This is a genomic window from Allocoleopsis sp., from assembly GCF_036703385.1.
Classification (GTDB): domain Bacteria; phylum Cyanobacteriota; class Cyanobacteriia; order Cyanobacteriales; family Coleofasciculaceae; genus Allocoleopsis.
This window is the reverse complement of the sequence record NZ_DATNPA010000256.1, coordinates 1-23,083: the sequence shown is the minus strand read 5'-3', so window position 1 is coordinate 23,083 and position 23,083 is coordinate 1. Positions and strand designations below refer to the sequence as shown.

Genomic DNA, 23,083 nt, shown 5'->3' with positions numbered 1-23,083 from the left:
CAAGCAGACTATACCAACTAGCTGAGGGAGTCTAGCTCTCTGTGCTTCTTATCTACCCTGGTGAAGCAAACGTTGGCAACCGGAGCAATCATGATGAAATTTCAGTGGCTACTGCTACTTCCCAGTTTGTCAAGCATTTTTCTCGTTTCATCTCCTGCTGAAGCCGCAAAACTTCTCATGTGGCGTTTTGACTCTAATCAAAATCAACTGGTATTTACAACAGACGATAGTGTTCAACCCAAAGCTCAACTGTATGCCAACCCCACGCGTTTAATTATTGATTTACCGGGTACAACCCTGGGACGCCCAACGCTGAATCAGCCAATCGCTGGGGCAATTCGGGAAGTTCGAGTCGGGCAATATAATTCCCAGATGACTCGCATCGTCGTAGAGTTAGCACCAGGTTATACCATCGACCCCCGACAAGTACTGTTTCAAGCTCTTTCCCCCAGTCAGTGGTCGGTGCAATTACCCACACCTGAGCGAATTACGACAACGCCCAGAACAACGTCTCAACCTGTCGCGGTAATATCCCCACCACGCGCTTCTACTCCCTCAATTCCACCATTGGACACCGCAACGTCTGCCAACCGTCTCGCCATCATTGAGGCTATTGAACTGGTCAATGAGGGGACTCAATTGGTCATTCGGGCTGACCAGAGGGTCAGGGCAACCAGCCGTTGGAACGCCAGAGCCAATACTTATCAGATTCTTATTCCGAATGCTCAACTGGCTGGGCAACTTAGGGGGCCTCAACTCGATGCCAGAAGTGCTATTTCCCAGATACTCGTCCGGCAGCAAGACCGCCGCACAGTAGCCATTTTGGTCAAGCCTAGTCGAGGGACTCAGATTGGAGAGCTCAATCAACTCACTGACCAACTTTTAGCGCTACAACTGCGACAGACAAGAGCCGTATTCCCTCCCACTGGCTCCATTCCTCCTGTACGACCACCTATCCGGACAACGACGCCTGACTCCTTCTCTCGCGTGCCATACGGTCGTACTGTTGTGGTGATTGACCCAGGACACGGTGGTAAAGACGCGGGAGCGATCGGGATTGGCGGATTGCGCGAGAAAGATATTATCTTAGCGATTTCCCTACAAGTCGCGGCGAGCTTGCAACAACAGGGTATTCAGGTCGTGATGACGCGCTCAGACGATCGCTTTATTAGTCTAGAGGGACGAGTTCAAATTGCCAGACAGGTAGGTGCATCTGCTTTTGTAAGCATCCACGCTAATTCGATTAGTTTACGCCGTCCTGATGTGAATGGAATAGAAACCTATTACTTCTCTAGTCAGCGTTTGGCTCAAGCGATTCACTATAGTATTTTACAAAGCCTAAGTACGTCAGACAGAGGGGTACGGCAAGCGAGATTTTACGTCCTTAGAAATAATTCGATGCCCGCCACCTTAGTGGAAGTGGGTTATGTAACGGGAGCTGGGGATGCCTCTAGACTGGCATCCCCAGCTTATCAGCGCCAAATGGCAGAGGCGATCGCACGGGGAATTCTCTTGTACCTTCGCCAAAATTATTAGAACCCAGGTTATAAGCTAACTTCAACACAAAACCTCCTCAATTCAGAGGAGGTTTAAAGAATTTTAGATAAGAAACTGGCGATTTAGACAAGCTCTCTGGTGTAAATTATTTTCTTAAAGTGTTCTGTGCCTACTGAGTTAGCAGGTAGAGAAAACGGGCTAACCTGTCATTGGTCAACCCGTGAGCTTGGGAACGCCTAGACGGACTGACTATTTTTGCAGAACCAACTTAACGTTTGCATTCTGCAAGCCGCGCTGCTTGACTTCTGCCAAGGTCTTGTTGACGGCGTACTTCTGATTGATCGAGTTGATCAGCTCGGTTTGGTTGTGCTTTTTAGCAACACCCCAGAGGTCAGCAATCAGATCAAAGGAACCATCACTGTTGCGAGACCAACCGAGGTCATACTCGCCTTCGAGAACAGCAACGATGTCAGACCGGACGCGCTGACCGTTGTAGCCACGAACATCAGCTTCCGTCTTAACAGAGATGCCCAGGTCACGGAGAGAAGCTTTCAGGATTTCAGCGTCGGTGATCTTGGTGCGCAGAGTGCTAAAGTGAGACATTGGGATTTCCTCCAGTAGAGATAGTAGAGAAACGACAACGTAGCGTTTTGCTTTTGCATTGGAGCCGCTCGAACTTGTGCGGCCTTTTTGTCAAACTGCTAGCGAATAAATTGCTAGCCTTTCCTCCTGTTGGGAGCAGGAGAAAGCTTTTAAAACTCCATTCGCTGATATTCAGCAACGGAGGACGCCGCAGGTCGCGCGCGCTGCCTAGCCCAGTCCCTCAGGGCTGTTACCTGCTCGGTCATTGTCTTGGAAAGCGGTAGAGTTGCTTTGATGGCGGCAATGATATCCAGTTGGGTAAATTCTCTGTCTTGAGCAAATGCCTCATACATGGCAGCGATTATAGCTTGCTCAATTTCTGCTCCAGAGAATCCCTCGGAAACCTTAGCCAACTGATCCAGATCAAAGCGCGCAATTTCTCGACGCCGCTTACTTAGGTGAATGCTAAAAATTTGCTGCCGCTCTTCCGCTGTCGGTAAATCGACGAAGAAGATTTCATCAAAACGACCTTTACGGAGGAATTCTCCTGGTAGACGCTCAACTCGGTTCGCTGTTGCCATCACGAAAACGGGTGAGGTTTTCTCTTGCATCCAGGTGAGGAAGGAACCGAAAATGCGGCTTGAGGTACCCCCATCGGAATCAGACGACCCGCTGCTGCCAGCGAAGGACTTATCTAACTCATCAATGAACAGTATAGCTGGAGAAATTGATTCTGCCGTTTTGAGGGCGTTGCGTAGGTTAGCTTCTGAGCGACCTACCATCGACCCATCGTACACGCGACCCATATCTAGGCGCAGTAGTGGCAGACCCCAAAGACGAGATGTAGTTTTGGCAATCAGAGACTTACCACATCCAGGAACCCCTAAAATTAACATCCCTTTCGGTTGGGGTAAGCCATATTCTCTCGCCCGTTCGGTAAAGGCATTGGAGCGCTGCTTCAGCCATCGCTTTAGCTCTTCTAAGCCTCCAATCGAATCGATGGTCTCATCTTCTTCAATATACTCTAAAATTCCATTCCGGCGGATTAGTTGCTTTTTCTCGGAAAGGACAATATCAACTTCGCCTTCAGTGAGACGACCCGACTTGACGTAAGCTTTGCGATACACCTTTTCTGCTTCATCATGAGTTAAGCCTAATGCGGCTCTCAGAAGCTTTTCTCGGGTGTCGGTCGCAGGGCGACGAGTTCGGTTTTGCTCTAGCTGATGAGACAGGACTTGGTTCAGTTCTGAGAGGTCGGGTAATGGGTAGTCAATAACAACTACTTCTTTTTCCAGCTCAATAGGAACCTGCTGCAAGGGGGACATCAGAATAATGGCTTTCTGCGTACCCTTGAAGCTAGCGATCGCATCTCGTAGCCATCGGGTTGTTGCTGGCGAATCAATAAAGGGATGTAAGTCTTTAAAGATATATATACCGGCTTCTTTCTGCTGAATAACCCATTGGATTGCTGCTTCCGGAGAGACAGTGTTGTGCTGGGTGATGTGCCGTGATTGACCATACTCAACAATTCCGTGGGTGACAGTCCAGATAAAAACACGCCGTTGGGGTGATTTTGCTTCTTGAGCAATCTTGGCTATCACTCGTTCTGTCCGCTCTTCCTCAGAAGTCACGAGGTAGATTAGAGGATATTGAGCTTGAATGAGTATACTGATCTCTTCTTGCATGACTATCGACCTAGTTTAGAGACGGCGCAACCACTGCTCAAGCATCATCAAAAAAGCAACACAATCGGCTCTTGAGCTAGCAAGCATTAACAAGGAACTAATTCCTCTTCTCCCTGAGCGCCTGTAGGGGAACCTACTTCTTCTCGTACCTTTTCCACTGAAATATCTTCTGCCAGAATATGGGGCTGATTTTTCAGGGAAACCAGTTCTCCTTGTGTGATAACTACGGAGCTAGAGCATTCAGGACAGGCATATACCCGATGGGTTTTCCCGTAGGATGCTTCGACCTCGTCTACCACTTCCGGGTGGCGCAGGTAGAAAACGATTGCTTTTTCTACCATTGCCGACATGGAATCGGCGTCAACAGCTGCTCTAATTTTCAGCTGGCGATGGAGTCCTGGTGGGAGATACAACGTAACCTTCTGCTTGTCTTGCATATAATTTCAATCGTTTTACCCGGGTATGCTATGCAAGCTTATCGGGTTATTCAGGCGCTGTCAAGACATAAAACCAGCATGACGGCATAATTGTTACATTTCTTGACCATTAAGTAGATGTGGGACTCGGGTGGATGAATAAAGGGATTGAAGGTAAAGCCTTTCGCGACCCCAAAAACCCCAGTCTGGGGATTATAAGGGTGGGCAGGAACCCATTGAAGGGAGTGAAGATAGTAAAGGGAAAGGGTAACCGAGTATCGCGCAAGCCGTCTGGTGGATTTAGATACAATACTGTAAGGTTCGACTGGATTGCCGTAAGCGCCAACCATGCCATCTGAAACTCCGCCATCTATAGATTTGCCCACCGAATCAAAATCTTTGCGGGTTTTGATTGTAGAAGATGACCCAATGATGCAATTGGGTTTAGAGCAGTCATTAACAGCTCATCCACAAATCACTATTGTGGGACAAGCAGAAGACGGCTACATGGGCGTCGAAGCGGCAAAGAGATTGAATCCCGATCTCATCGTGATGGATATTGGTCTGCCGCGTTTAGATGGCATTGCCGCTACTCAGCAAATCAAGGCAGCCCTGCCCCACATCAGAGTCGTAATGCTAACTTCCCATACCACTGAACAGGAAGTTATTGCATCGCTTTCTAGTGGTGCGGATGCCTATTGCATTAAAGGAGCCAGTGTAGATCGATTGCTCAAGGCGATCGCAGCAGCGGCTGAAGGAGCCACTTATCTAGACCCTCAGATTGGTCGTCAAGTCCTTCAACATCTCACCCCGCCTTCTCCCACCGGCAATATCGCCAATTTATCGCAGCGAGAACTAGAAGTCTTAAAACTAATTGTCGAAGGCTACAGTAATCCCGAGATTGCGACGAAACTCTACCTGAGTGCCAATACAGTTAAGACTCATGTTCGAGGGATTATGAACAAACTAGCGGTTGATGACCGAGTTCAGGTAGCCGTTGTGGCACTGCGATCGGGCTTGGTCTAATATCAAGTCAATGGGGTGATTGCATTAGGCTTGATTAGCTATTGGAAATTTGGCATTTTTCGCTAAAAGTTTGTGGTATTTGTCCCAGTTTTATTGCCAGATTAAGCCTTTGTTCAAACGGAGCTGTTGAACTGCGCTTAGGGAAGCACTGTCAGGCGTCCACGACACAGCATCTGTCCAGAAGTTAAAGCAAGTTCCTCAAGATTCACCTCTGAACCTAAATCTACCTGGAAGCCATCTAAAACCAAGGGTGGTAATGTTTGTGAGATCTGAATTTGTAGAGGGTTGAGTTTCAGTACTTGAGGTGTTGCCAAATGCAAGCCAGCACGAATGACGATGGGCGTTATCTGTAGGGTCGCGTCTGTAAGTGTGCCCAAGAGGGTTAGTTGACCCTCTTCAATATCAATGTGTTGCCAGCTGATTTGTTGCTCTTGTAAGGGGTCAAGTGAATGGCTGATTCCATTGGAGTTGAGTAATGTGATCAGAAATTCGGTTACAGCTGTAGATAATAAAGGTGCCTGAAGAGAGGCGAGAAGATCACTGGTAAAAAGTAGTAGCTGACCAGCTACGGGTACGGGTTTGAGAAGGCGCAAGGGCTTGCCTTTGATCACCTGACCCAGGTTGACGCGAATACCAGTGCCTTCCAGCTCAATTTGACTAAGATGTAGTCCTTGATATACCACACGACTTGCTGTGACAGAGACTGTAGGGATGTGACCAGAGAGGATTTGGCGATCAGCCCCAATAATCTTGAATTTTAGTGTTTCAACTTGCTCCACTTGCGATCGCAACCACAACTGTACTGCTGGTGATAATACTTTGCTGATTATCCGGCTTCTTTGGGACTTCACAGTATCTGGTGTTTCAACGTCCATAGCACCTCCAAATAAATAGGGCTTAGAGAAAAAAGTTTTCTTCACGAGTTTTTTACCGATTTTGTCTAAGATGTCAGAAGCTTTTGTGATACTTGTGTTCCTGACACATTGATTCATGACTTACACTTGTTTTGGGCAAAAAAAACGGAGTACTTGCAGTTAACCCCATTCTTGTAATATTTGTACATAGTTGAGTCAGGTTGATCCAAGCATAGGCGACGCTCTGTAGTGCTCGGTGTTCCTCCCGGAGGTTCTCCCTTGTGACAGAGTATCCCTCTAGTGCATCGCCCTTCTCTAGACGTAAACGCTCATACAGTAGTCGAACCATCATGGAAGAAAGAGTGCAAAAAATTCTTTCCCAGTGGGGTATAGCCTCACGGCGTCAAGCTGAGCAGATGATCGAAGCCGGACAGGTTCGACTCAATGGTAGCGTTGTGCATCTGGGGCAGAAAGCTAATCCCGAAACAGACGCGATCGAAGTTGATGGCAAACTTGTAAAACCGAGCAACCGCCCTCAGTCTATTCATCTGTTACTTAATAAACCCGCTGGAGTCGTTTCTACGTGCCGTGAGTCTAGGAATCGGCCTACAATTCTTGGCCTACTGCCAAAAACTCTCTCTCAAGGCCAGGGTATTCATCCAGTTGGGCGATTGGATGCGGAATCGACGGGTGCACTGCTCCTCACCAATGACGGGGCGCTGACTTTTCTCCTCACCCATCCTCGCCATCACGTTCCCAAGACTTATCATGTTTGGGTGCAGGGTCATCCACCTGAATCAGTTCTACAAACTTGGCGTCAGGGTGTTGACCTGTTAGGAAAAAAAACCTTACCTGCTCAAGTGCAGATACTTCAGCGTGGCGTCGAGGACACACTTTTGGAAATTGTTTTGACAGAGGGGAGAAATCGGCAGATTCGTCGTGTCGCCGAACTGCTAAGCTATCCAGTGATTCATCTGCACCGCACTGCAATTGGCCCGATTCAATTACAACCCAAACGTGGATCGGTACTCCCTAGCGGTCACTACCGTTACCTTAATGATTTTGAAATAGATTTCCTCAAAAACCGAGTCCACCTAACATCAGTACAAGTGCCAGCAGATATGAAGGAGTACAGGGTATGAAGGAGAACAAACGCCATTTCCCGCAAGAACAAGTCGAGAAATTAGAAGAACTGGGGTCTCGACTCCGCCAGTTCCGCACCGAACAGTCTATCCCTTTGGAGGAAGTGGCAGCTCAAACTAGGATTCAAGCACGCTTGTTGAATGCAATTGAAGAGGGTAGGCTGGATGAATTGCCAGAGCCCGTTTATATCAAAGGCTTTATTAAGCGCTTTGCCGAGGCGCTGGGTCTAAATGGGGCAGAGTTTGCCAGTGCTTTTCCGACGGGGTCAGCTCTACAGTTTGTCAAGCCGGCTTGGCAGTACTTACCGGCTGCTCAACTGCGACCTATGCACCTTTACTTGCTATATGTGTGCTTGGTTATTGGCGCGGTGAGCGGTTTATCTCTTCTGGTTAGGCGTTCTGCGATGGAAGGTGGGATGAGTCGAGCTGAAGACTATCCGTCGCAAGTCAAACAGTTTCCATCACCTAGCCCTTCGACTCGACCCAAGCCGCTACAGAAATTAGAACCAACCAAAGCTGCTGAAGTAACGCAACGCAGTCAAGACGGAAAACCAGTCCAAGTCCGTGTCACCCTCAAAGCTCAGTCTTGGCTTCGGATCGTTGCAGATGGGAAGACTGAATTTGAAGGAACCTTACCCGAAGGAACGAAGCGGACTTGGGTCGCGGATAAAAGACTGGTGGTTCGAGCTGGCAATGCAGGAGGCGTCTTGGTGGAGTTTAATAAGGAATCAGCCAAGCAAATGGGAGCCCCCTATGAGGTTCAGGAAATTAGCTTTGCGGCTAATCCTAGCTCTTAGAAAAGTTGTTAGCTTTTAGTTGTTAGGTTATTGTTTAACAGCTAGAAACTAACAACCCAGTTTTAAGCACGGATTGGAGCACGACCGTAAAGGTAGGTTAGGGTTTTGAGGCGATCGCTTAATTCCCCGGTCAAAGTATCGGGTCGATATCGCCATTCCCAGTTCCCTTCCGGTTTGCTTGGAAAGTTCATTCGAGCTTCTGTACCCAGCCCTAACAAATCCTGCACCGGAATAATGGCTTGGTTTGCCACACTACTGAGGGCAAGACGGATTAAATCCCACTGGATACCATCAGAGCTAACACTTCCTAAGTAAAGTAAGAGAGTATCTTTTTCGTGTGGGGAGAGCTGATTGAACCAGCCTACTGTTGTGTCATTATCGTGAGTGCCGGTATAAGCGACATAGTTACGCCCATAGTTAAAAGGCAAATAAGGATTACCGGGGCCTCCACCAAAAGCAAACTGTAAAATCTTCATACCAGGAAACTCAAAGCGATCGCGCAGTGCTTCTACTTCAGGCGTGATAATACCTAAATCCTCAGCAATAATCGGCAGATTGCCTACTTTTTCTTTAAGAACCTTAAAAAAGGCATCTCCCGGTGCCTCAATCCACTTCCCATTCTTGGCTGTCGTTTCGCCTTGCTCGACCACCCAGTAAGACTCAAAGGCTCGGAAATGGTCAATCCGAACAATGTCTACGTAATCCAGCGTTGCCTGAAAGCGTTGCACCCACCAGCGGAAGTTATCCTGCTGTAACGGTTCCCACTTGTAAACCGGATTGCCCCATAACTGACCATCTGCACTGAAATAATCGGGGGGAACACCCGCCATTAAAGCGGCTTCACCCGTCTCCTCATCGATCGCAAAAATATCCCGATGCGCCCAGACATCCACACTATTGTGCGCCACATAAATCGGGATATCGCCGATAATCTGGATATGGTGCAGGTTAGCATACTGCTTTAACTCAGACCACTGACGGAAGAATTCAAACTGCAAGTATTGGTGGAAATAGATTTCAGCACTTAGCTTCTGCCGCCACTTTTCGATCGCCTCTGGATGGGCCTTAGCAATTTCTGGTTCCCAAGTATGCCAGCTTGTCCCGCCAAAGGTGTCATGCAAAGCCATAAATAAGGCATAATCTTCAAGCCAGCTCGCTGTAGCGTCACAAAACCCTGAAAATTGCTTTTTTTCGACTTCTGAGGCATTCGCTTGGAAGCGATCGCAGGCTTTATGAAGCATGGGCATCTTCGCTTGAATCACCCGCTCATAATCTACACGGTCAACGGGAAACTCTGGCAAATTAGCAAAATCTTCATCCGTTAGTAGCCCCTGAGTTTGCAGCTTTTCTGGGCTAATCAACAGTGGATTTCCCGCCATTGATGAGTAACACATATAAGGAGAGTTGCCATATCCCGTTGGCCCCAACGGCAAGATTTGCCACAGTTGCTGGTCACTCTGTGCCAAAAAATCAATAAATTTATAAGCTTCTAAGCCTAAGTCACCAATACCAAAACGACTGGGTAAGGAAGTTGGATGCAGCAGAATACCACTAGATCTGGGAAAGGCCATAACGAAGTAAAGAAATATCAGAGCAAGCAATTCCTAAGACACTATCACGGTAGGGACGGGTTGAGGATCATTCCCAAGTCATGTGATTGTGATAACCTCAATTAACACTTGGGACTAGATTTGTCTTCACCACTCCAGTTATGCTGAGTGCGACATGCGATAGATTTATTGGCTCAGCTCGTGACCTACCGAAATCCTGTTCCCACTGTTGATATCATTATTGAGTTAGTAGACCGACCTCATCGACCGATTATTTTGATCGAACGCCAAAATCCTCCCTTTGGTTGGGCAATTCCAGGTGGTTTTGTGGATTATGGAGAGTCGGTAGAAACAGCAGCGGTGCGGGAAGCACAGGAAGAAATTGGCTTGCAGGTTGAGCTGATTGAGCAGTTTCACATGTATTCAGATCCCAACCGTGACCCTCGTCAGCATACTCTCAGTGTTGTGTTTATTGCGACAGGGAAAGGTGAACCTCAAGCGGCTGATGATGCTAAAAATTTAGGGATTTTTCACGCTTGGGATATTCCAGGTCATCTGTGTTTTGACCATGACAAGATTTTGCGGGATTACTGGCACTATCGGCATTATGGGATACGTCCCCGATTGTCTATCTAGATAGAAGTTCAGAAGTCAGGAGTAGGGGCTTTCCGCCGCTTTCTGTGATTTTCATTCTTTTGTGGTACTCAAGCGCACGGGAAGCTAATCAGAAATAGAATGCAATAAGCTTCACAATATTCTTAGTCAATGACATAGGTTTCTGAATCGCACAGTAAACCTATTTTTCTATCGAACTCAGGTTGAAGCCATGAGCTTGAGGGGTGACATCATACCCTACCTCCACGAAGCGTCTTGCTTTAGTCAGGAAACTTTAGCATTAAACTATTAAGAATTTATTGCATTAACGGTATAATACTTAAGTCAAGTCAGCGACTTGACTGCATTCATTTATCGAGAACGTTACGAGGAAAAAGCGATCGCGAATGAACCTTACTAGACGCAGTGTAGTTGCCCTTTTCTCTGGATTGGCGCTTCTGAGCACGGTGGGATGTTCCACTCAGCCACCTAAAGCAGACGCTGATGCCAATAACGCCACAGCGAACAAAGCCAACGCAGGCGAAATTAACCTTTACTCATCCCGTCACTACGATACCGATAATGCGCTGTACCAGAACTTCACCAAACAGACGGGAATCAAGGTAAATCTAATTGAAGGCAAAGCCGACGAACTGATTGAACGCATCAAGAGTGAAGGGGCAAATAGCCCAGCCGACGTATTGATTACTGTTGATGCAGGTGGGTTCTGGCGAGCACAGAAGGAAGGCGTTCTGCAACCGATTTCCTCTACCAAACTAGAGTCAGCGGTTCCAGAAAATCTGCGTAGTCCAGAAGGGTACTGGTTTGGTTTGGCAAAGCGAGCCCGTGTGATTGTTTATAACAAAGACAAAGTAAAACCCGACCAGCTATCGACCTATGATGCCTTAGCTCAACCCGAGTGGAAAGGGCGGGTTTGTGTCCGCAGTTCAGACAATATCTATAATCAGTCTCTGGTTGCCTCAAAAATTGAAGCCAAGGGTGTTGAAAAGACTGAGGAATGGACAAAAGGGTTAGTGCGTAATTTTGCCCGTCCACCAGAAGGCAATGATACAGCACAAATCAAAGCGGTAGCAGCCGGTCAATGTGATGTTGCGATCGTGAATCATTACTATGTAGCGCGACTGAAGGAGTCTAAAGACGCTCAAGAGCAAAAAACGGCTTCCCAAGTTGGGGTTTTCTTCCCCAATCAAAATGAGAGTGGAACCCATATTAATATTAGTGGCGCTGGTGTCGCCGCTAAGGCTCCCCATAAGGAAAACGCGATCAAATTTGTTGAGTACTTAGCGACTCCAGAAGCACAAGAAATCTTTGCAAATGGTAGTTATGAGTATCCTGTCGTTTCAGGTTTGAAACCGAATCCTGCGGTCGCTAGCTTTGGGGATTTTAAAGAATCGAATCTCAAAGTTGTTGCTTACGGTGAAAAGAATCCAGAGGCGGTTAAGGTGATGGATCGCGCTGGGTGGAAGTAGAGACGTTCGTTGACACTCGCCGTCCTAAAGGAGCGGCGATTCTTCATTCATAGACCCAGCTTGCCCAAGCAGGATTGCTCCAACTAGAGTAGAGGCCGAATCTCCTGAAGCGTTCGGGTCTATAACCCAAGTTCCCACATGCCCTGTGGTACTCAAGGCTAATTTCAGAATATTAATTGCGGCATTCCAGTCCCTATCTAAAACAAACCCGCATTTACAAGCATGGGTTCTCATAGACAAGGATTTCTTGACTGTTGTGCCACAACTAGAGCATTCCTGGGATGTATAAGCAGGATTAACCGCAATAGTTATCCTGCCGAATTTGACTCCAAAATGTTCTAGCCATTTCCTGAATTGATACCAACCTGCATCATTAATAGATTTGGCAAGACAATGATTCTTCACTAAGTTCTTAATCCTCAAATCTTCGTAGGCAACAAAATCGTTAGATTGGATGACGCAACGTGCCACTCTCTTGGCATGTTCTTCACGCTGTCTACTTATTTTGAGGTGTACTCGCCCTAGTCTATTAATGGCTTTTTTGCGGTTGACAGAGCCTTTTTTCTTTCGAGAAACATTCCGTTGCCGAAACTTCAGCCGTTTCTCACCAGTCCGATAAAACTTAGGGTTAGGTTCAGTATGACCATTGGAATCGATGTAAAACTCTTTGAGTCCTACATCTAATCCAATATTTTTGCCTGTTAACTCTACATCTACTTTGTTCTCAGCATTCACCAAGAACTGTACGTAGTAGCCGTCCGCACGACGTACCAACCTAACCCGTTTTATCTGGTCTAACTGGTAGTAGTGTAAATCCCACGTTCCCTTGAGTTTAAGCGAGCCTATCCCTTTCTTATCAATGAAATTGATTGAGCGCCTATCCTCAGAAAGTTTCCAACCGGAAGTTTTGTACTCAACGGAACGGCAGTTCTTTTTGAACCTTGGATAGCCTTTTTTGCCTGGGATAGCCTTCTTGCAGTTAGTGTAGAACCGATTGATTGCCATATATGCCCTATCTACTGCAACTTGGCAAGCATGAGAGTTTAAAGCTTTCACAAAAGGGAACTCAGCCCTCAGTGCCGTGTTGTGACGATACAACTCTTTTTGTCCCACCCCTCGATTGTCCATCCAAAAACGGATAATCTTGTTACGGACAAACTGAGCCGTCCTTATCGCCTCGTCTATGGCAGCATATTGAGTTGTTTTTCCCTTAGCCTTGAACTCTATGACAATCATTTGATGTGGAAGGGCGGGGCTTGAATCCCATTAATTTTGGTCAAAACGTCCCTACTGTTGTTGTTGTTTTGAAATAGGGCGTACCCGCCTTTGGGTGCGCCTCTTTATTTATATAGGCGATCGCGCATGTTTGTAGTGAGCGCTTCAGCGCCCACTTTCCTGACAACGGGTAATGGGTAATTGGGAAGAAAGATTTCCCTCAGATTATTGGGCAGATGCTAAGAGGGGAGATTCTGAGTTTGTCGCGATCGCGCAATCTGCCAACTCAAAAGAATCACTGGGATAATTCCCACCAAAACGATCGCTAATGCTGACCCTGAAGCCTCCGCTAATCGCTCATCTGAGGCGAGGTTGTAAACTCTAACCGCTAGCGTATCAAAGTTAAAAGGCCGGACAATCATGGTTGCTGGCAGTTCTTTCATGACATCGACGAAAACCAGCATTCCCGCCGTTAGCAAACCACCCCGCATTATGGGTGTATGCACTTTGACTAATGTCTCACTTGAACTGTAACCCAAAGAACGAGCAGCATCATCCAGAGTCGGCTTAATTTTGCCTAAACTTGCCTCAACCGTACTGAAGGAAACGGCAAGAAAACGCACGAGGTAAGCATACACTAAGGCGGTGATGGTGCCACTGAGCAGCAACCCCGTTGATAAGCCAAAGATGGTACGCATTGAAGCATCAATGGTATTGTCGAGTTGACCAATGGGAATGAGAATGCCCACCGCAATCACAGAACCAGGCACAGCATAACCCATTGAGGCAAGGCGCGCCGCGAAGCGCATTCCCGCGTTCGATCGCAGACGTAACCCGTATGCCATGATCAGGGCGATCGCCACTCCCAAGACGGAAGTCACTACGGCAAGAATAAAACTATGACGAGCAAAGCTCCAAAAGCGACTATCTAACGCGATTGTGGCATTTTTCAGCGTCATCTCCAGCAAAATTGAGGCTGGTAGAAGAAAACCCAAACCGAGAGGCAGGAAACAGGCTAACCAGGCACCTACAGAACGTATTCCTATAAGTCGATAACTCGGCAGTCGGCGTTGCGAAGCGACACTCTGATAGTATCGTGCCCGACGTCGTGACCAGCGCTCCAGTAAAATTAGCCAGAGGACAAATAATAAGAGAAAGGCGGCTAGTTGAGCAGCAGCGACTCGTTCCCCTAAACCAAACCAAGTGCGATAAATCCCCGTGGTAAAGGTTTCCACGCCAAAATACTGTACTGTGCCGAAGTCATTGAGTGTTTCCATCAGCGCCAGAGACAAACCCGCCATAATGGCAGGGCGTGCTAAGGGTAATGCCACAGTGACGAAACTGCGCCAAGGACTACAACCAAGACTGCGACTTGCTTCTAAGGTACATACCGATTGTTCTAAAAAGGCAACCCGCGCCAAGAGATAAACGTAGGGATAGAGGACTAACGTTAGCATGGCGATCGCACCCCAAAGCGATCGCACATTGGGAAACCAGTAGTCCCCATAACCCCAGCCGAACACGTTACGCAGCGTTGTTTGTATCGGCCCAGAAAATTCCAAAAAGTCCGTATAGCTGTAAGCCAGCACATAGGCAGGCGCAGCGAGAGGGAGCAATAGTACCCATTCAAATAGACGACTACCTGGAAAGCCGCACATGGTTACCAGCCATGCTGTCCCCACCCCAATGACCAAAACACCACACCCAACCCCCATCATCAGCCAAAAGGAATTGGTAATGTAACGCCATAAAACCGTTGATGCCAGATGCTTCCACACATCGCCAGCATCCACAAAAATATTGCCCAAAATGAATAATACAGGTGTGGCAACTAAAAGAGCGATCGCCATGACCACAACTGTCCAACCGCTCAACCTTACAGGAAAAAGAAAGGGTTGCCGGGCGCTGGTTACGGATTGAGTTGGTTTTTCCATGCGGTCACATCGAGGGAGCAAATCTGAAGTTTTAAGCGGTTTTATTAGGTCTTGACTTTGATGAGTGAGGGACAATTATTGCTAAAGATTAGCAGTAATATTTCAGAAGCCTATGCTACGACACATTGACTTGAAACCTCAACTCCCTGGTAGAGTGAAGCCCTTAACTAACTCAATGAACAGAAAAACAAAAACATGGTGATTCGTTTGTGGCGATACCTTCAGTGCTACGCAAAGCGCAACTCGCGCTCTGTTATTTTTACAGTGATTGGATGCCTCGTCTTGCTGAGCGTGATTAGCTTCGGGGCGCATGTTCTGGCTCAACCTTCTTCGATTTCATCTGGACATCTAACAGCAGCAACAAATCAATCGCCGGATTTGGGACGACACTTCAGAGAATTAGGACTAGAAGGATCGATTTTAATTTACGACTCGAAGCAAAACCGAACCTACGAACACAATTCTCCACGCAATGCCACGGCAATGACTCCAGCTTCAACGTTCAAAATTTTCAATGCAATGGTGGCATTAGAAACGGGTGTCATACCGGATGATGTGGCTGTCCTTACCTGGGATGGAGTTCACCGATCAGTTGAGGCTTGGAATCACGATACAAATTTGCGTCAAGCCTTCAAAAATTCAACTGTCTGGTTCTATCAAGTTTTGGCACGTCGAGCTGGACATCAGCGGATGCAGCAATTTATTGACAAAGTGGGCTATGGCAACCGTCAAATTGGTACTGCTGAAGACATCGATCGCTTCTGGTTGCAGGGGCCGCTGAAAATTACGCCAAAGGAGCAGATTGAGTTTTTGCAACGCTTGTATCGAGGGAATTTACCCTTCTCGGAACGGACAATGAATCTGGTTAAAGACATTATGGTGCGTGAACAAACTCCAAGCTACACCCTGCGAGGGAAGACAGGATGGTTAGATAGCACAAAACCAGAATTAGGTTGGTTCGTGGGCTATCTAGAGCAAAACAGTAATGTCTACTTCTTTGCAACAACCCTCGACCTCAATAAACCGGAGGACGCATCTGCCCGAATTGAGATTACACGACGCAGCTTGAAGGATTTGGGCTTGATGTAACACAACCTCTGGGTTAATTTCCCTCTTTTATGATATGAACCACTCCAGGCGAAGAGTTCGCAGAGCATAGAGTACGCGATCTCTGAGCCAAAGAGGAGGGGGAGAGGGGAAATGAGAGTAGAACTCTCCCATTCGAGTTAGCTATACCAATTCTCTAAATGTTTGCTATAAATACTTTTCTTGCTCTCCCCTTTTTAAGGGGGGTTGGGGGGATCTATCTGTAGCGCCTTAAAAACGAAATGGTATTACATACGCCTAGTTCAGCGGACTTGCCGCAGCACATCAAACTTGAGCAGATATACCAAAGTTCGGGATAGATAGACGACAGCACCCAGTTCAGAGCCAGCAAAGCGCTGTAAAATGTCTGCTACTTTTAGAGAGCCTTCTTGAGCGATCGCTTCTAGTACCTGATCGATCATCGCAGTTGGCGATCGCTTGTCTGCCCCAAAGTTCGTCATCCAAGTGCTGCGGAGTGCCTGTAGCTTTTCAGGTGCTGCCATCGAACCGAGACCCAAAACCACATCCTGTCCCAAACTCTGGGTAGGATAGTGAGCTAACAAATGAAAGGGGTCGTTACAGAGGGGATAGGGCGGTTTTCCTGGAGCCACAGGCGCTGATGTTGTTGCTTTTGTCCGTAGTTCTGCTAATTCTTGCCAAAGGGTTTCATAAGCCCGAATGACAACTGACCAATCATAGATTCCACGCGCACGGACGCGACCATTTTCTCCCATACGTTGACGCACTTCTGGCTGGGTAAACAAGACGGTTAGCGCTTCGGTACAAGCATCAACGTCTACTGCCGTCATCAGACTGATGTGACCCACATAGGTGCTGTAGTTTAGACTGTCATCGTGGTAATTTGCCGCAAAATCCAAACCACACCCGGCAGGGGGCATCAAGGTGGGAACGCGAAAACCATCCAATTCGTGGCGTACCGTGTCCTTATAGCCGTCCCAATCTGCCACAACTACAGGTAATCCTGCCGCCATTGCTTCAACTGGAGTTAGCCCGAAGGTTTCCTGGATATTGTCTGCTAGGGAGATAAAGATATCCGCGACAGACCAAATATCTTGGCGAATCTGTGGTTGCCGTCCATCCACAAAAAGATGGTTAACGGTAGGGCTAAAAGCAGAAGCCGTGTTTTTAAAGGCTAGTTCCTGTTGCTGGTCTTCAAACCAGCCAGCTTGAATCAGATGTACCTTGACATTCGTTGCTTGGGCTGCCCGTTCTAAGGCAAGATACATAGGGACTGGATGGGCTTTGGCATGGAAGATCAGCCGACCGACGAACAAGACCACGAGGTCATCCGAGCCAATTCCCAGTTTTTGGCGCAGTTGACTCCGGGTTTCTTGGGCTATCTGACCTTGGGAGAATGCCTCACAATCGACGCCTAGCGGAATTACTGGCAGCTTGAACTGAATTGCAGGCTTAGCACCCAGGCGCTGAGCGAGGTACTCTGCCCAAGTCCCTAGGAGCCGTTCCACCATGATTTTGACAGCACTAGAGGTGCAGATGATGGCATCCCAAGGCTGGATGGGAGCTATTAGCAAATCACCAATACCCGCCATTGCACCTTTACTCGCCAGGGTATGGGTGACGCCGCAGAGACTGTATGCCTGTTGATTGGCGAAGCGCCGTTGCCAAGCCAGTTCGTTAATTAGGGGGTCGGGTCTGTAGAGAGTACCCGCTTCTGCCAGAGCTAAGGGATTACCCGCCGGAAGCCAGCGAATTTGGCGCGAGTCCGATAGCCAAGGACGAACCCGTTGAGCAAAGTCTTCAAAGGCTGTCTTCTCCTTGGTACAACAATATAAAGACGCTGCCGTGCCATGACGCGCTAGGGCTTTGAGGAATCCCTCTCCTGCGGCTTGACGACCCATCAAGCGCTGACCGCCAGTATCGAATCCTTCTGGCTGATAAAGAATGGCTGCGGTTTTCATGATCTTCCTCCGAGAAACCACTTAAAGGGAAGTAGGGAGTAGGGAATGGGGAGTAGGGTAGATAACAGTAAGGGGATTTTTACCCCACCTGCGCTGTGAGCCACTCGCCTAGTAGGGAGTAGGGAGTAGGGAGTAGAACAAACAATTCCCGATTCCCGATTCCCTTTTTGGTCAAGAGAGTGGGCAAAGTTGTTGACTTCTAAACAACCTCCTGTATCCACTGCAAGTGCTGCGGGAGTAATTGCGCTAGGTCGTAACGCTCCAAAATTGTTTCTCTTGCTTCAGCACGAATTGGAGCCATCTGGGTAGGATTGTCAAGAGCTTCCTCAATGCGATCGCAAATTTTTTGCGTGTCGAAAAAGTCCACCAATAAGCCATTCACGCCATCTTGAATCATTTCCATCACGGGTGCGGTATTAGAACCCACCACCAAGCAACCAGCGGATAGTGCTTCTAGCATTGACCAGGACAAAACAAAAGGACGAGTTAGATAAAGATGGGCTGAACTCGCTTGGAGAACTTGCAAGTATTCAGGGTAAGGGAGCAACCCTGTAAAGTGGACTCGGTTGAGGTCGAGAGGGACTTTTTCTAGCATGAAATCTTTGTATGTTTTACCGTCGGGCAGCGTCTTGCCATAAGCCACGCGGTTTTCTCCCACAATGACGACATGGCACTGAGGACGTCGCTTTTGCAGCAATGCTACGGTCTCAATTAATTGTGGAAAACCTCGATAGGGTTCCATTCCCCGTGCCACATAGGTCACGATTTCAGGGACTTCTCGCAGGTCTAGATTAATCCGGGGTAGGAATAACTTTGCGCCTGGTTGGGGCTGGAAGAATTGAGTATCAACACCATCATGGTGAACCTTAATTTTGCTGTGGTATTCGGGTGGGAATTGCTGCCGTTGCCAATAGGTAGGAGAAAGTCCGCGATCGCAACTATAGAGATCGATTAATATGGGAGCATTCTTGATACGAATTCGAGCTTCATCATCAGCCGTCAGGGGTTCACCTGGGTCAAAGTCGGCATCCGACCCATGAGCATGGTAAAACCACTCGAAATAGCAAAGAAGCTTAGCTTTTGGGAAGATATCTTTTATAAATAAACTTGGCCCCCAACCGGAATGAGCATAGACCACATCTGGGATAAAGCTTTGAGCCTTGAGTTGGTCAGCTAGACGATAAACCGCTTGACCCTGAAGCACCGCATTTTCCAAAGTTCGCACATAGTGATGAGTTTGGGGGTGAGCTTCGCGGGAGGGAGTATAGATAGCTTTATAGACACCGGGGAGCGTCCCTTCCTTGCGAGTTGTTCCGAAGACAACTTTATGATTGGAGTCTTGGGCTAAGGCGACAGCGAGGTGCCGAAACTGGGCTGGAAAGTTGGAATGCAAAAATAAAATGCGCATAGAGCCAGCGTTGTTTCAATTGAGTAGAAGAACCTTTAACGTCGGGATGGGAGCTGGGAGTTGGCTACGTAGCTATTGTACTTATCGGTTGGCTGTTGGCAATTTATGCAAGTCTTCTAATAGTGCTATTTTCCCAAACAACAGTTACCCCTTTCCAGAGATTGGGAATAAGGACTAAGACATTTATTTCATGGGAAAGAAATCTTGCTCTCTCTGGAGTTTCGGGGAGGGTTGGGGAGGGTTTTCTCTGATTTATGCAAGAGACTTCCATGAACGGAAGTACACAACGAAAGCATGAAAATCTTTTTCCTCCACTCCCTACTCCCTACATCCGTAGACAGCGAATTGCCTCTAGTAGTCCCCTTGCTTTGTTGAGGGTTTCTTCGTATTCTTTCTCTGGCTCGGAATCTGCCACTAAACCAGCACCGGCTTGAACAGATACGATATGCTGGCCTGAATCGGTGGGGCGAACGACCATCGTGCGAATTGCGATCGCACTATTGAGTTGTCCCTCAAAATCGTAGTAGCCATAGGCACCGGAGTAAGGGCCACGCCGTTCGGGTTCGAGTTCGTGGATAATTTCCATCGCCCGAATCTTGGGAGCTCCGCTGACAGTCCCCGCCGGGAAACACGCTTTGAGCAAATCCCAAGCCGTTTTCTCCTCATCGAGTTCGCCCACCACATTGCTGACAATGTGCATAACATGGGAGTAGCGCTCGATCAGCATTAATTCATCAACTTTTACCGTACCTTTCTTACAGGCACGACCCAAATCATTACGACCGAGGTCAACCAGCATGACGTGCTCGGCAATTTCTTTAGGGTCTTGCAGCAATTCTTGTGCTAGGGCTTCATCTTCTTGATGTGTCTGACCCCGGCGTCGAGTTCCGGCAATGGGTCGCAGGGTTGCAATGCTTCTCCCTTGGGGTGACTGGGTGGCCTTCACCATCACTTCTGGGCTAGAACCAATGATTTGCCAATCCCCGAAGTTGAAATAGGCCATGTAAGGGGAAGGATTAATCAGTCGCAGAGAGCGGTACAGTGCAAAGGAGTCGCCGCTGTACTCTGCCGAGAGGCGCTGGGAGAGGACAACCTGAAAGATATCCCCTGCTTTGATGTACTCTTTGGCTTTTTGGACATTCGCGCAGAACTGCGAGGGTTCTGTGTTGCTTGTATAGGACAGTTCCTGAGTCGTACTAGCTGGGGGTGTCCATTCTAATATCGTGTCTGCCGCATTGAGGGGAAGTTGAAGTTTGCTCACCAGGGCACGCACGCGATCGCACGCTTGTTGATACGCCTGCTCTAAATCAACATTAGCATCCCGTAAATCCGCGTATGCGATCGCCCAAATCTTTCGCTTGACCTGATCGAAAATAATCAGGTTATCCACCTGCATCCACAGTCCATCAGGTAAGTCTCCTTCCTTTGCAGGATAAACTGGGACACGCGGTTCACAAGCGCGAATCAGTTCATAACCCCAAAAACCGAACAAACCGCCAATTCCGGGCGGGAGTTGAGGTAACTTAACGGGCTTATAAGGTTTTAGGCAATTGGCTAAAGTCTCAAATGGGTCACCCTCAAACACCTGAACCGAGGCATCGCGATGCGTCTGAGTTGTGCGGTACGCCATAGGTGCATGGGCGCTGGACTCATCACCTCTCGCTTCCAATACCCATAAAGGGTCACAGCCTAAGAAACTGTATCGTCCTATATTCTCCCCACCTTCTACCGATTCCAGCAGAAAACTGTAAGGCTGACCCGCACACACCTTATACCATGCGGACACGGGCGTTTCTAAATCTGCTACCCACTCCTGGTAAACCGGCACAAAATTACCCTGTTTAGCCAGTACTACAAACTGTGAGAAATCCGGGAGAATCATTCTTTTTCCGAATAGAAGCTTGTCAGGTTGGAAGGTTGAAGAGTTGATAGGTTGTCAGGTTGAAGGTTGAAAGGTTGTTAGTACAGCGAGGTGCAGCTTTGGTGGGAAGTTATAACCTGTAAACTGTAACCTGCTAACCTTCTAACCCTTCAACCTGCAACTTTCTAACCTATAACCTGCAACCTCCTAACCTGCAACCGACTAATTACACCTCGTATGGTTTTTTGCTACTGAACTTGAGCGTAGCGGGTTCTGGATTGCTACCAATATTGCGGTCATTCTTACCGACATAGGGACGCCCTTTGTTGACCTTTTCGGGGAAGACACCATCTGCCGGATGGAGATACTGGATTTCACCGCTGGGAAAAACCCGGTAAATCTTATAGTTGTTGATTTTGAATTTTGCCCGCAGTTGCTGACCGCCTAAAGCAATGCAGTACTCCTTGCGAGCAAGGTACAGCAAGTTGTCGCCTTCGTTCATCACCGCTGCGCCACCGGTCGGCAATTCAAAGACTTGCTTTTTGGGGCTAGTCCAGGTAATGGCATATTTTTCTTCAACTTGAGCCTTGGTCAGCAAGCCGCCGGTGCCGCCGCCAAAAATGGGAGCTTGTCCAGTAAGTTCTTCTGCCATAGTTATTTTCTCAATGTGACATAGAGCATCTAGGGAATGCTATCACCGAGGTTGTGCAAGGCTAGCGACTCTGTCAAGAACTGTAACAGTTCGCTCATTTATGGGGTCATTAGTCATGGCATTGTCACTGATTATTCACTAATTTGACTAATCGATGCTGATCAATTGTGAAACGTTTCCACATCATCAAAGGAGCGATGCGGCGATCGCCTTCGTAAACACTTCTTAAGAATTGGAGTTCGTTCCAGTTGTTTGGCTAGCTGGAAAGAATTTCATCTAGATGGCAGGCGTTGGATGGTTGAAACGGGTCAATGTTCATGCTGGTTTTCCCAATGTTTCTGCTGACTCTAGGGATGGAAATAAACAGGGTTGCTTGACGATGAAGCCGCTCCCCAGCAGCCTGGTTTCTTGAGTAAGACGGGATTCAGCGATGTCGCGGATCAAGGACACTTTTGAGCCGAGGTAGCTATACAAAGCGCAAACCTCTTCGCCACTCAGCAAAATCTTTTGAGCGACTTGCTGCAAGAGCAGCTTGATCAACATCGTATCTGAGAGAGTCAACAGGTCATTAATCGAAGTTTCTTCAATAACAGCCCATGTCAAACGCAGCATTGAGGAGGTAATCACCATTGCCCATACTCCTGATCAAGTGGTGTATTTAATATTTTCTTTAGATTCTCTGTATCTGAGAATCTATCCATTCTTTAGATTTGCTTAACAATTTAATGTTTTCTTTAGAATTTTTCAGTGTTGCTTAACTAATCGCAATAATTTTTCGATACACTGCATATAGAAGCCCTTGTGCTGTCACAAGGACTGATACCATTTTGGATTTTGAATTGCACCAGCCTTCTGGAGGCAATGGTTTCAATCTATGATCTGTCGCATCCTCTGTTTCAATTGGTTATGAAATCATCAATTGCCTCTCCATCGTCTCGCCATGAGTGGGTTTGAACCCAGTAACGCCCCAAAAGACCATCTCAGCGAAGTCGCCCTCGAACCAGTACACTTCGCAAGTTCGATTCAGCCGTATGGTGTTTTATTCGCCTTAAGCGATCCTGAGCTAATCATCCTGCAAGTCAGCGCCAATACTCAGGACTATCTCGGCATTTCAGCCCAACATTTGCTGGGTCAGCCGCTGGGGGTACTGCTGAATGCGGCATCACTTGAAGTCATTCAGCAAGCATTAGAGAACTTTGGTCGTTTCAGCAAGTCATCCCTTCGCGTTTGCAGAGGCGAAAAAACCTTTAACGGCACCCTGTACCGAACGGCAGCCACGATCATTCTGGAATTAGAACTGGCGTCTTCTCCACCAGAAGCTTGTCACGTTCAGATGCATACGCTAGTTAAGCAG

19 protein-coding genes and 1 pseudogene are annotated in these 23,083 nt (G+C 47.7%); 8 read left to right on the top strand and 12 right to left on the bottom strand.

Features of this window, described 5'->3' with window-relative positions; translation table 11 throughout:
* Nucleotides 1-90 precede the first annotated feature (90 nt).
* Nucleotides 91-1,536 (top strand): N-acetylmuramoyl-L-alanine amidase, encoded by a 1,446-nt coding sequence (locus V6C93_RS12360; protein WP_333476963.1) that lies wholly within the window; start codon nucleotides 91-93, stop codon nucleotides 1,534-1,536.
* 210 nt (nucleotides 1,537-1,746) lie between these two features.
* Here V6C93_RS12360 and V6C93_RS12355 read toward each other — a convergent pair whose 3' ends face one another.
* The 3 genes from V6C93_RS12355 to V6C93_RS12345 form a co-directional block, all read right to left on the bottom strand.
* Complete coding sequence (locus V6C93_RS12355; protein ID WP_015185215.1) at nucleotides 1,747-2,100, bottom strand: DUF1257 domain-containing protein; 354 nt, start codon at nucleotides 2,098-2,100, stop codon at nucleotides 1,747-1,749.
* 149 nt (nucleotides 2,101-2,249) lie between these two features.
* Nucleotides 2,250-3,764: an AAA family ATPase gene (locus tag V6C93_RS12350; protein ID WP_333476962.1), complete on the bottom strand. Its 1,515-nt coding sequence runs from the start codon at nucleotides 3,762-3,764 to the stop codon at nucleotides 2,250-2,252.
* Between the two features lie 86 nt (nucleotides 3,765-3,850).
* A complete protein-coding gene (locus V6C93_RS12345) occupies nucleotides 3,851-4,201 on the bottom strand; it encodes a hypothetical protein (protein WP_333476961.1) in 351 nt (116 codons plus the stop codon).
* A gap of 327 nt (nucleotides 4,202-4,528) precedes the next feature.
* Here V6C93_RS12345 and V6C93_RS12340 point away from each other — a divergent pair, with 327 nt between their 5' ends.
* Complete coding sequence (locus V6C93_RS12340; protein ID WP_333476960.1) at nucleotides 4,529-5,206, top strand: response regulator transcription factor; 678 nt, start codon at nucleotides 4,529-4,531, stop codon at nucleotides 5,204-5,206.
* 137 nt (nucleotides 5,207-5,343) lie between these two features.
* Here V6C93_RS12340 and V6C93_RS12335 read toward each other — a convergent pair whose 3' ends face one another.
* On the bottom strand, nucleotides 5,344-6,126 hold the full coding sequence (locus tag V6C93_RS12335) for a DUF2993 domain-containing protein (RefSeq protein ID WP_333476959.1): 783 nt from the start codon (nucleotides 6,124-6,126) through the stop codon (nucleotides 5,344-5,346).
* 284 nt (nucleotides 6,127-6,410) lie between these two features.
* On the opposite strand from V6C93_RS12335, the gene V6C93_RS12330 reads away from it, so the two are divergent.
* Together V6C93_RS12330 and V6C93_RS12325 are read left to right on the top strand one after the other, a co-directional pair.
* Nucleotides 6,411-7,202: a pseudouridine synthase gene (locus V6C93_RS12330; protein ID WP_333476958.1), complete on the top strand. Its 792-nt coding sequence runs from the start codon at nucleotides 6,411-6,413 to the stop codon at nucleotides 7,200-7,202.
* On the top strand, nucleotides 7,199-7,999 hold the full coding sequence (locus V6C93_RS12325) for a helix-turn-helix domain-containing protein (RefSeq protein WP_333476957.1): 801 nt from the start codon (nucleotides 7,199-7,201) through the stop codon (nucleotides 7,997-7,999). Before V6C93_RS12330 ends, V6C93_RS12325 begins: the two co-directional genes overlap by 4 nt.
* A gap of 62 nt (nucleotides 8,000-8,061) precedes the next feature.
* On the opposite strand, the gene malQ is transcribed toward V6C93_RS12325, so the two are convergent.
* A complete protein-coding gene (malQ, locus tag V6C93_RS12320) occupies nucleotides 8,062-9,570 on the bottom strand; it encodes a 4-alpha-glucanotransferase (protein ID WP_333476956.1) in 1,509 nt (502 codons plus the stop codon).
* 180 nt (nucleotides 9,571-9,750) lie between these two features.
* Here malQ and V6C93_RS12315 point away from each other — a divergent pair, with 180 nt between their 5' ends.
* Both V6C93_RS12315 and V6C93_RS12310 read left to right on the top strand, forming a co-directional pair.
* Complete coding sequence (locus tag V6C93_RS12315; protein ID WP_333476955.1) at nucleotides 9,751-10,185, top strand: NUDIX hydrolase; 435 nt, start codon at nucleotides 9,751-9,753, stop codon at nucleotides 10,183-10,185.
* 365 nt (nucleotides 10,186-10,550) lie between these two features.
* On the top strand, nucleotides 10,551-11,633 hold the full coding sequence (locus tag V6C93_RS12310; RefSeq protein WP_333476954.1) for a Fe(3+) ABC transporter substrate-binding protein: 1,083 nt from the start codon (nucleotides 10,551-10,553) through the stop codon (nucleotides 11,631-11,633).
* Between the two features lie 24 nt (nucleotides 11,634-11,657).
* On the opposite strand, the gene V6C93_RS12305 is transcribed toward V6C93_RS12310, so the two are convergent.
* Together V6C93_RS12305 and V6C93_RS12300 are read right to left on the bottom strand one after the other, a co-directional pair.
* Nucleotides 11,658-12,869, bottom strand: a complete 1,212-nt coding sequence (locus V6C93_RS12305; RefSeq protein WP_333476953.1) for a transposase — start codon at nucleotides 12,867-12,869, stop codon at nucleotides 11,658-11,660.
* 218 nt (nucleotides 12,870-13,087) lie between these two features.
* On the bottom strand, nucleotides 13,088-14,782 hold the full coding sequence (locus V6C93_RS12300; RefSeq protein ID WP_333476952.1) for an iron ABC transporter permease: 1,695 nt from the start codon (nucleotides 14,780-14,782) through the stop codon (nucleotides 13,088-13,090).
* 195 nt (nucleotides 14,783-14,977) lie between these two features.
* On the opposite strand from V6C93_RS12300, the gene blaOXA reads away from it, so the two are divergent.
* Entirely contained in the window at nucleotides 14,978-15,871 is an 894-nt protein-coding gene (blaOXA, locus tag V6C93_RS12295; RefSeq protein ID WP_333476951.1) for a class D beta-lactamase, read from the top strand.
* 260 nt (nucleotides 15,872-16,131) lie between these two features.
* Here blaOXA and V6C93_RS12290 read toward each other — a convergent pair whose 3' ends face one another.
* The 5 genes from V6C93_RS12290 to V6C93_RS12270 form a co-directional block, all read right to left on the bottom strand.
* On the bottom strand, nucleotides 16,132-17,808 hold the full coding sequence (locus tag V6C93_RS12290) for a glycosyltransferase family 4 protein (protein ID WP_333476950.1): 1,677 nt from the start codon (nucleotides 17,806-17,808) through the stop codon (nucleotides 16,132-16,134).
* Between the two features lie 199 nt (nucleotides 17,809-18,007).
* A complete protein-coding gene (locus V6C93_RS12285) occupies nucleotides 18,008-19,216 on the bottom strand; it encodes a glycosyltransferase family 4 protein (RefSeq protein ID WP_333476949.1) in 1,209 nt (402 codons plus the stop codon).
* Between the two features lie 325 nt (nucleotides 19,217-19,541).
* Nucleotides 19,542-21,098, bottom strand: a complete 1,557-nt coding sequence (trpE, locus tag V6C93_RS12280) for an anthranilate synthase component I (RefSeq protein ID WP_333476948.1) — start codon at nucleotides 21,096-21,098, stop codon at nucleotides 19,542-19,544.
* A gap of 205 nt (nucleotides 21,099-21,303) precedes the next feature.
* Complete coding sequence (locus tag V6C93_RS12275; RefSeq protein WP_333476947.1) at nucleotides 21,304-21,729, bottom strand: photosystem I reaction center subunit II PsaD; 426 nt, start codon at nucleotides 21,727-21,729, stop codon at nucleotides 21,304-21,306.
* Between the two features lie 315 nt (nucleotides 21,730-22,044).
* Entirely contained in the window at nucleotides 22,045-22,359 is a 315-nt protein-coding gene (locus tag V6C93_RS12270) for a hypothetical protein (protein ID WP_333476946.1), read from the bottom strand.
* 289 nt (nucleotides 22,360-22,648) lie between these two features.
* Here V6C93_RS12270 and V6C93_RS12265 point away from each other — a divergent pair.
* A pseudogene (locus tag V6C93_RS12265) lies at nucleotides 22,649-23,083 on the top strand (hypothetical protein); the annotation flags it as partial.